This is a genomic window from uncultured Bacteroides sp. (assembly GCF_949298305.1).
Lineage (GTDB): Bacteria > Bacteroidota > Bacteroidia > Bacteroidales > Bacteroidaceae > Bacteroides.
In genome coordinates, this window is sequence record NZ_CASFWU010000107.1 from 1 (window position 1) to 8,548 (window position 8,548).

The 8,548-nt window shown below is 44.0% G+C and carries 6 protein-coding genes; 3 read left to right on the forward strand and 3 right to left on the reverse strand.

Annotated elements, in window-relative coordinates:
* The 3 genes from Q1Y74_RS12280 to Q1Y74_RS12290 form a co-directional block, all read left to right on the forward strand.
* Nucleotides 1-1,232: DNA methyltransferase (locus Q1Y74_RS12280; protein ID WP_300814604.1), on the forward strand; the 1,232-nt coding region annotated here is incomplete at its 5' end.
* A gap of 16 nt (nt 1,233-1,248) precedes the next feature.
* Complete coding sequence (locus Q1Y74_RS12285; protein ID WP_300814605.1) at nt 1,249-2,289, forward strand: PDDEXK nuclease domain-containing protein; 1,041 nt, start codon at nt 1,249-1,251, stop codon at nt 2,287-2,289.
* Nucleotides 2,290-2,309: 20 nt separating this feature from the next.
* Nucleotides 2,310-5,369 carry a DEAD/DEAH box helicase family protein gene (locus Q1Y74_RS12290; RefSeq protein WP_300814606.1) on the forward strand — a complete coding sequence of 1,020 codons (3,060 nt, stop codon included), beginning with the start codon at nt 2,310-2,312 and terminating at the stop codon, nt 5,367-5,369.
* A gap of 1,196 nt (nt 5,370-6,565) precedes the next feature.
* On the opposite strand, the gene Q1Y74_RS12295 is transcribed toward Q1Y74_RS12290, so the two are convergent.
* From Q1Y74_RS12295 to Q1Y74_RS12305, 3 genes are all read right to left on the reverse strand, one after another.
* Nucleotides 6,566-7,180 (reverse strand): YqiA/YcfP family alpha/beta fold hydrolase, encoded by a 615-nt coding sequence (locus tag Q1Y74_RS12295; RefSeq protein WP_366914109.1) that lies wholly within the window; start codon nt 7,178-7,180, stop codon nt 6,566-6,568.
* Between the two features lie 2 nt (nt 7,181-7,182).
* A complete protein-coding gene (locus Q1Y74_RS12300; protein ID WP_300814608.1) occupies nt 7,183-7,482 on the reverse strand; it encodes a glutaredoxin-related protein in 300 nt (99 codons plus the stop codon).
* A 598-nt stretch (nt 7,483-8,080) separates the two neighbouring features.
* The gene (locus Q1Y74_RS12305; protein WP_300814609.1) at nt 8,081-8,251 is read right to left on the reverse strand and encodes a winged helix-turn-helix transcriptional regulator; all 171 of its coding nucleotides are present in this window, start codon (nt 8,249-8,251) and stop codon (nt 8,081-8,083) included.
* Between the last annotated feature and the right edge of the window lie 297 nt (nt 8,252-8,548).

The following is an 8,548-nucleotide window of genomic DNA, read 5'->3' on the forward strand; positions in this document are numbered from 1 at the left end:
AGGACATAAACATGTGGAAGCGAAGAACGGAAGGTTCTCCGCAGGGAATACTCGTGGATATTCTCACTATGTTGAGAGTGTTATCCAAAACTCAGGTTAAAAAAGAAAGTTCTAGTAATGATCCTTTTACAAAACCTCAAAATTCAATAAAAGTTTTGACTTTCCCCATAGGCTCAATAAACACCAAATTGCCTGATGGTGTGTACCCCAAAGGAACATATGGTACAATTAAATTCCCAAATGAATTATTAAATGATTTAGTTATAACCAACGGCGTTAATTCAAACGAAGTTAGTTTCAGCAATAAATTCATCTGGATTCAAGAAACACTTAATGAAAATTTAAGTAAAGGGTTAAAAGTAGATTTAAGCAAACAGCTTGTTTTGTCTTACAAAAAGGCCGATTATAATCCAGAATGTCCTCCCAATTTAATAGACATTCAAGTTGGTGTAACTACTACAGAAGAAGCTGGTAAAGAATTAGAAAAATTAATGCATGGGAACGTATTTGAATATCCTAAAGATGTATCATTAATAAAATATCTTTTAAAATTTAAGAATCAACCAGATGCTGTGGTTCTTGATTTCTTTAGCGGTTCTGCAACAACAGCCCATGCTGTTATGCAACTCAACGCAGAAGATAATGGTAATCGCAAATATATCATGGTTCAACTCCCGGAAGAAACGCCAGAAGACAGCGAAGCCCGTAAAGCAGGTTATCACACCATTCCGCAAATAGCCAAAGAACGCATCCGCCGTGCCGGAAAAAAAATCAAGGAAGAATCTCCCTTAACTACCCAAAACCTTGATACCGGTTTCCGTGTATTCCGCTTGGCAGACAGTAATTTTGAGGAGGTAAAGAAAGCTCCGGGAGAATACAACCAGGCGCAACTTGACCTTTTCCTTAATAACGTAAAGAGCGACCGTACAGACCTCGACCTGCTGTTTGGAGCCATGCTCAGTTGGGGCGTACAACTCTCCTTACCTATGAGCAGTGAAGAAGTGGATGGTAAAATGATTTATACCGTAAACGAGGGCGACCTGGTGGCCTGCTTTGCCGAGGACATCACAGAAAATATCGTAAAAGCCATGGCCGCAAAGCAACCCCTCCGCGTGTTGTTCCGCGACAGTTGCTTTACCCGTGACGATGCCAAAATCAATGTGTTCGAGACCCTGAAACAATTGCTCGACTGGAGCGAAGAAGAAGCGATGAAGAATATCAAGGTTATCTAAGATAATAAAACAACTCATGAAAGGAAATCAACATAACATGCTTCAAGGCAGCCCGCAAAGTAAGGGTCTTAGCTTGGTTGATGAAATACGTGAAATAATAGAGAAAGGCCGGAAAGAAGCCTATGCGGCAGCCAATCAGGCAGTCATTGCAACGTATTGGAATATCGGGCGGCGTATTGTGGAAGAGGAGCAATCGGGAAATGCACGTGCAGATTATGGAAAGCAACTTATCAATCAGCTCGCCGACAAATTGTCCATAGAATATGGCAACAACTATACTGCAAGAAGATTAAGGGATTACAGACAATTCTATCTGTGCTTCAGAGATTTACAGATTTGGCACTCGCGAGTGCCAAATCTTACATGGACACATTTCCGGCGTATCATGGCTGTGCCACAAGAAGAAGCCAGACAATGGTATGCCAATGAGGCATCAAAAGAAATGTGGAGTGTGCGTACACTGGACAGGAATATTTCTACCCAATATTATGGAAGGCTGTGTGCCGCCAAGCGTGAAGGAAAGATGTTGCCTGTTCCAGAAAAGAGAGATAATGATCCGATGGAATATATCAAAAGTCCGGCAGTGGCAGAATTCCTTGGATTCAGGCGGGACACTGATTATTCTGAAAGCAGGCTGGAACAGGCTTTGATAGACAATCTGGAGCATTTCATCATGGAACTGGGACGTGGGTTTGCCTTTGTGGAAAGACAAAAACATATTGTGACACAGACAGATGAGTTTTATGTGGACCTGGTATTCTACAATTTCAAGATGAAGCGATTCGTTTTGTTTGAGCTGAAAACCCATAAACTGACGCATGCAGACGTGGGACAACTGGATATGTATGTACGGATGTATGACGACCTGATAAAGGATGATTCGGATAATCCAACGATAGGTGTGTTGCTTTGTACGGATACGGATACGACGATTGCCAAGTATTCGGTACTGCATAACAGCGAACAGTTGTTTGCCTCAAAATACATGGCTTACATGCCTACCGAAGAAGAATTGCGCAGGGAAATAGAAGAACAGAAACGATTCTTTATCGAATAATACGGAAAGGGGGACATGGAATGAAACTGAAATTCAAACACCAACGCTTTCAGGCAGAAGCTGCCAAAAGCGTAACCGATATATTTACCGGCCAGCCATACTGCGACAGCGCCGACTTCCTGATAGACCAGGGAATACAGAAGAATATGTATGCCGTAACCGGGTTCGGCAACCAGAGATTGATGTTGGACAAAGAGTCGCTGACCGAAAACCTGAGACAGATACAAATGGACGGCGGGCTGAAACCCGTGGAATATCTGCAAGGCGACACTTCCAATCCGATGTTCACCATCGAGATGGAAACCGGTACGGGCAAGACCTATACCTACATCAAAACCATGTATGAGCTGAACAAGCTGTACGGCTGGTGCAAGTTCATCATCGTGGTGCCCAGTATCGCCATCCGCGAAGGCGTGCAGAAGAGCTTTGAGACCATGCAGGAACATTTCGCCAACGAGTACGGCAAGCGAATACAGTTCTTTGTCTACAACTCCAAGCAGTTGTCCAAGATAGACGGCTTTGCCAGCGACAGCGGACTGCACGTGATGATTATCAATACGCAGGCCTTCAACACCTCCATGAACGAGGACAAGAACCAGGAAGGGCGCAGCGGAGACGCGGCGGCCCGTATCATCTTCTCCAAACGGGATGAGTTTGGCAGCCGCAGACCGATTGACATTCTGGCCCAAACTCACCCGATTCTGATTATCGACGAACCCCAGAGCGTATTGGGCGCCAGCAGAGACAACGCCACCCGGAAAGGGATAGCCAAGTTCCATCCGCTGTTTACACTGCTGTACAGTGCCACTCACCGAAAAGACGATGTTTACAACATGGTGTACCGGCTGGATGCCATGGATGCCTACAACCGGAAGCTGGTGAAGAAAATCGAAGTGAAAGGCATTTCGCAGCTGGGCAGCACCGCCACAAACGGCTTTGTCTATCTGGATGGAATAGTCATCGGAAAAGGAAATCCACAGGCCCGTATCTCGTTTGATGTAAAGACAGCCAACGGCTTCAAACAGACAACCCGGCTGGCAGACGAAGGATTCAATCTGCACGAACAAAGCGGCGGGTTGGCCGAATATGACAACCATTTCATTATAGAGCGAATAGACGGTATAGACGGAAGTGTGCGCTTCTTGAACGGCATCACCCTCCATGAAGGCGACGCCATCGGAAAAGTGAACGAGGATGTATTACGCCGTATCCAGATTCGTGAAACTATCCGTACACATATTGAAAGGGAAAGAGACTTGTTTGCCAAAGGCATCAAAGTGCTTTCACTCTTCTTCATAGACCACGTCAACAGCTACCGCATCTACGAAAAGGACGGCACGAGCAATGGAAAATTCGCTGACATGTTTGAAGAAGAATACCGGAATGTGCTCCAGGAAATGCAGCCCTGTTTTTCGGACGAGACTTATATGCGTTATCTGAACAGATTCCCGGCAGAAAAGGTACACCAGGGATATTTCTCACAAGACAAAAAAGGAACCGCAGTAGACTCCAAGGAGAAAGAGGGAGAAAATGAAATCCGTGCCTATGACCTGATTATGAAAAACAAAGAACGACTGCTCAGCCTGGAAGAGCCCGTGCGGTTTATTTTCTCTCATTCAGCCTTGAAGGAAGGCTGGGATAACCCGAATGTGTTCCAAATCTGTACGTTGAAAGATACCGGCAACGAAATCAAAAAACGCCAGGAAGTGGGACGAGGTATGCGCCTCTGCGTAAACAAAGACGGTGAACGCCAGGACCAAGACGTATTGGGCGACGGCGTATTCGACGTAAACATCCTGACCGTCATAGCCAGTGAGAGCTACGAACACTTCAGCAAGCAGCTCCAGGCTGAGCTTGCCGCCGACGTGGCAGACCGCCCCATACTGGTTACCGCCCATCTCTTTGAAGACATAATAATGGTGTCTGCCGAGGGAAAAGCAATCAAGGTTAACAGAGAATTGGCGTGCGAAATCCACGAGGAGCTTATCGCCAACGGGTATGTAAAGAAAGGGAAACTGACCGAAAAATACTTCAATGACAAGAAAGCGGGAACCATTGATTTGGGAGAAGAACTGAATCCGGTCAAAACGGATATTATCAGCCGACTGGATACCGTATTCAACCCTGACCGGATGATGCCGGACAATGCCCGTAAGCCCAGAACGTCCACATTCAGGGAGGAACTTTTCAAAGAAAAGTTTACCGGAATATGGAATCGCATCAATGTAAAGACATTCTACAAAGTGGATTTCAGTACGGACGAACTGATAAAGAAAGCCATTGAAAGCATCGACAAACGGCTGAGTGTTACGGAAATACGCATTGTAATAGAAGGAGGGACACTGGAAAACATCCGTGACAAGGAATCCCTGCAGGCCGGAGCCGCCATGACAACCGGAAAGACACGCACCATCCGCGTGACAGAAGCCGTAGGCAACAGCGTGCGCTATGACCTGATTGGCGATTTGGTCGCCGCAACCGGACTGACCAGAAGAACCATTGTAGAAATATTGAAAGGAATCATGCCGGCTACATTCGCCCAGTTCAAGATGAACCCGGAAGAATTCATCATCAAAACCGCAAATATCATCAATGACGCCAAGGCCATGGCTGTCATCCAGAAAATAACATACGAACGCAGCAACAAAACCTACGATGTGGACATCTTCACAGAGAGCACCCTGCGCGGCAAGCTGGGTGTGAATGCCATAGAGAGCGCCAAATCCCTGTACGACATTGTCGTCGTGGACAGTCAAGGAGTGGAAAAGAATTTTGCAGAAGCACTGGAACGTGAAGATATCGTAGAGGTATATACCAAACTGCCCCGCGGATTCTACATCAACACCCCGATGGGGCACTATAACCCGGACTGGGCAATTGTATTCAAGGAAGGTAGCGTGAAACATATCTATTTCATTGCTGAAACCAAAGGCAATGACTGGCAGGAATCACAATTCAGAGGCGCTGAAGACGCAAAAATAGAATGCGCCCGACGCCATTTTGCCGCCATCAGTGATTGCAAGGTAAAGTATGGGGTAGCAAAAGATTATCAGACATTGTATAACCTGGTGACCCAATAGAGGGTGAAAGCGGGTCTCCGCTTGACATATTTCTACCATCTCCGTTTCACGCTGTCATGCCTTACCTTCTTCACTGAAACAGAGTAAGATGAGGTGAACCTTATGGTTTCACACGGTGAAGGAAAAAGTTGCTTGCACGGTCTGCGGTGGACACTTGCATCCACCGCAGACCGTGCAAGCATCCTGCATCCGGAATGCAAGCATCCTCCGCAAAGCGGACATCCATCTTGTGTTTTCGAGTACTTACCTCTAATTCAGCAAAACGACCACTCTGTATGCACGAGGTACCTGAGCTCTGAATCCAAGAATCAGGAATTAACACTTCACAACCTGCCACGCCTCCAATCCTTCACAGCATCCTTCTTTTTATGAAGCATTTGCGGTGAAACTTCACCCGGCAAACCTCTGTACAATCAGGTTGTGTACGTGTTCTATTAACCTTTCACTATCCTCAGAGCCAGCAACCGGCCACACAGACAGAATACCCATATTTCACCCGCCAACTATGGACTTGAGAGAAATAAAGTGCCACTTTAGGATGCCTAAAGTAGGTGTTTAGAAGCAGCAAACAACTACATATAGGTAAATCAGATTACAGCGGGCAACACCACCTTGCATTCGCTTGCTATCTTCAGTCTTGCCGTCAAGCTCACACTCTGTATAATAAGGCTTCAAAAAATCAATATAGATAAACTATTTCACAAAAGCCTGTTTTACCGGACCTCTGTAGTCCACATCAAAATGCTGTTCTACAATACCGTCAATCGGAAACACTTTTGGCTCCAATTAGCCTAACGACATCACGCAAAGTACCGTTTCATTTAGCCATAAATCTATCTTGACATGGTTTTCTTAAACAGCAGTGGCTGGGTACATATAAACAGACTTATACAAATCAAACTCCAGCTACAGTCAGATATAAGACACAGAATATTCCGAACCGTTCAAATACTTAAGCCACACGTTAACTGTTTGTGACCAAAGTTATGGACACTGAATATGTTTTATCAGAATATAAATGTTTTAAGTTTCGCAATTTCATTAATAGGTTGTAGTTAATGAGTTAAGCCAATAACTTTGTAAAAAAAGAATGCCGGGCACACACTTGAGCTGTCGGTTTAACTCCTAAGCCTGCCCAAGCGGGCGATAACTTCTTCTACCCTCTTTAAATCCTGCAAGTTTGGCTTCGCCGATTCTCAATCCGCACTTGCAAAGCCTGAAAATAGTTCCAACAACCGTTCCGCCAGTGGAGCATAATATTTTTGCACTTCTTCGGCTGTCGGAGTATGACCGCCCGGGAAGTGGTAGGAGTATTTGTAATGCATCAAAAACAAAGGTTCGAAGTGTGCCAAATGGTCGTTTTCGCCAAATATTCCCCATATCTTTTCCCGGTTGGATTGCTGACAATAATCCCACTGATGCTGTTGAAGTTCAGCGAATTCGTCAATCAATGTCCGATTAATGACAAGCCGCTGGTTCCCGTTAGCCCGTGGCGATTTGTATTCATGCGAACCAATACGTTCAATGAGGAAGCTTGTCATTTCGAAGTGAGGATTTCCAAGCAAAGCAGGGATATTGTTTTTAGCAGCCACTATCTGTGCCAAGAACGAACCATTGCTGTTTCCTATCATTACATCAGGCCGTTCTTGGTCGCATAATCTTTGAATAAAGTCGAGCGCCTCCTGTGGATGCAGAGGTAAATCCGGTGTCAAGACTGTTGCCTTACCCTTGAAATATTCTTTCAGGGCAAGAGCCGGTATACATGCACCTGATGCAAAAAAACCGTGAAGAAAAAGAATCTTTTGTACCATCATCAACAACCGCTTCCGTCAATATTACAGGTAGCCCCATCATTGACGGGACGTGAACGCAATCCGGCATCTTCTGGATTCAGCGTAACCGTACCGTCTTCCAGTACAAAGCAAGGAATCCCAACAACTCCAACACTTTTAGCTTCAATAAAAGCCGGATGATGGTCCCTCAGTTTCAGAAAAGCTTTCAAATCCCGCACATGCCGGCCGATATCAATAACTTCATACTGGACATTACCTTTCACTTGCTCTTCCACGTATGTGCAATCCGGACAAGTTTCCATTCCATATATTTTTACCATAACTGCTGTTGTTATTTAAATAACGTGAGTTCAATATGTAATTAGATATACTCTTCTGCAAAAGGAGAGTATAACAATAAAAGTACAATTTCAGTTTCGATATAATCTCTTTTCATATATTTACGGATATAATACCGACGAAGAGCAAGCCTGCAGGAAAATAGCAGCGAATAGATGCGCCAATACTCCTTAAGACTATATTTCAGGCCGTACGGCTTCAGTGCTTCATGAGTGGGCATCTTAATGTCTTTCGGTTGTTCGCCGGATAAATAGAAAAAGTCCCGTAAAACGTTGATTTTACGGGACTTGTCTTAATTTGGCTACCTAATGTCTTAGGTTTCAGCGGAGAGACAGGATTTCGAACCTACCCTCCAATATCCTTGAAATTCAATTTATTATCATTATGTCAAAGCCTTAGGGGGTACAACTTAGGTTACAAGAATAACACTTTTCTGTCACCTTTTGGCTGTTCGTTGTCTGCCTAAAACTACGGTTCAAAGATACTGCTTTATTTTGAAATACACAAATCGTTGAAAATAAATCTTCTGGGGTTAGTGCAAGGTGCAAGCTATATATAGATATATACTTGCACCTTGCACTAATATTTATTTTTCTGCCTATTTTCCATTATTGTATCAAAATTCTCTTGTCCCCATTGCTTTAATTGCTCCAAATGAGGAATTAAAGTTTCACCGAACTCTGATACATAATATTCTACTTTGGGTGGTACAGATGGATATATTTTCCTATTTACTAATCTAAAGCCCACTTATCACCCAGCCATTCCAATATTGGAGATGCCGAACAAAAATCATAATCCAATTTTTTTCTCATTTTTTTCATCTTTAATGTTACTGATATTGAGAAATACTAACCTAAACGTAAGTGGCTGACAGATAGTATAGTTCTTCTTTTTTCCAAAGCAACATCCTAACTTTGCAATGCAAAAGTATAGAAAATAACCGATTTTTTAATGCTTAATTATAATATATGGAACTATTACATTTTACAGGTCAGGTTTGGAGACCTCCTTATGAGGCAAGTTCTCAACTCTTACAAGTAACAG

Bases quoted from the DNA above. Each gene is read 5' to 3' on its own strand.
- Q1Y74_RS12285 (WP_300814605.1), top strand. From the start codon at position 1,249: ATGAAAGGAAATCAACATAACATGCTTCAAGGCAGCCCGCAAAGTAAG.
- Q1Y74_RS12290 (WP_300814606.1), top strand. From the start codon at position 2,310: ATGAAACTGAAATTCAAACACCAACGCTTTCAGGCAGAAGCTGCCAAA.
- Q1Y74_RS12295 (WP_366914109.1), bottom strand. From the start codon at position 7,180: ATGGTACAAAAGATTCTTTTTCTTCACGGTTTTTTTGCATCAGGTGCA.
- Q1Y74_RS12300 (WP_300814608.1), bottom strand. From the start codon at position 7,482: ATGGTAAAAATATATGGAATGGAAACTTGTCCGGATTGCACATACGTG.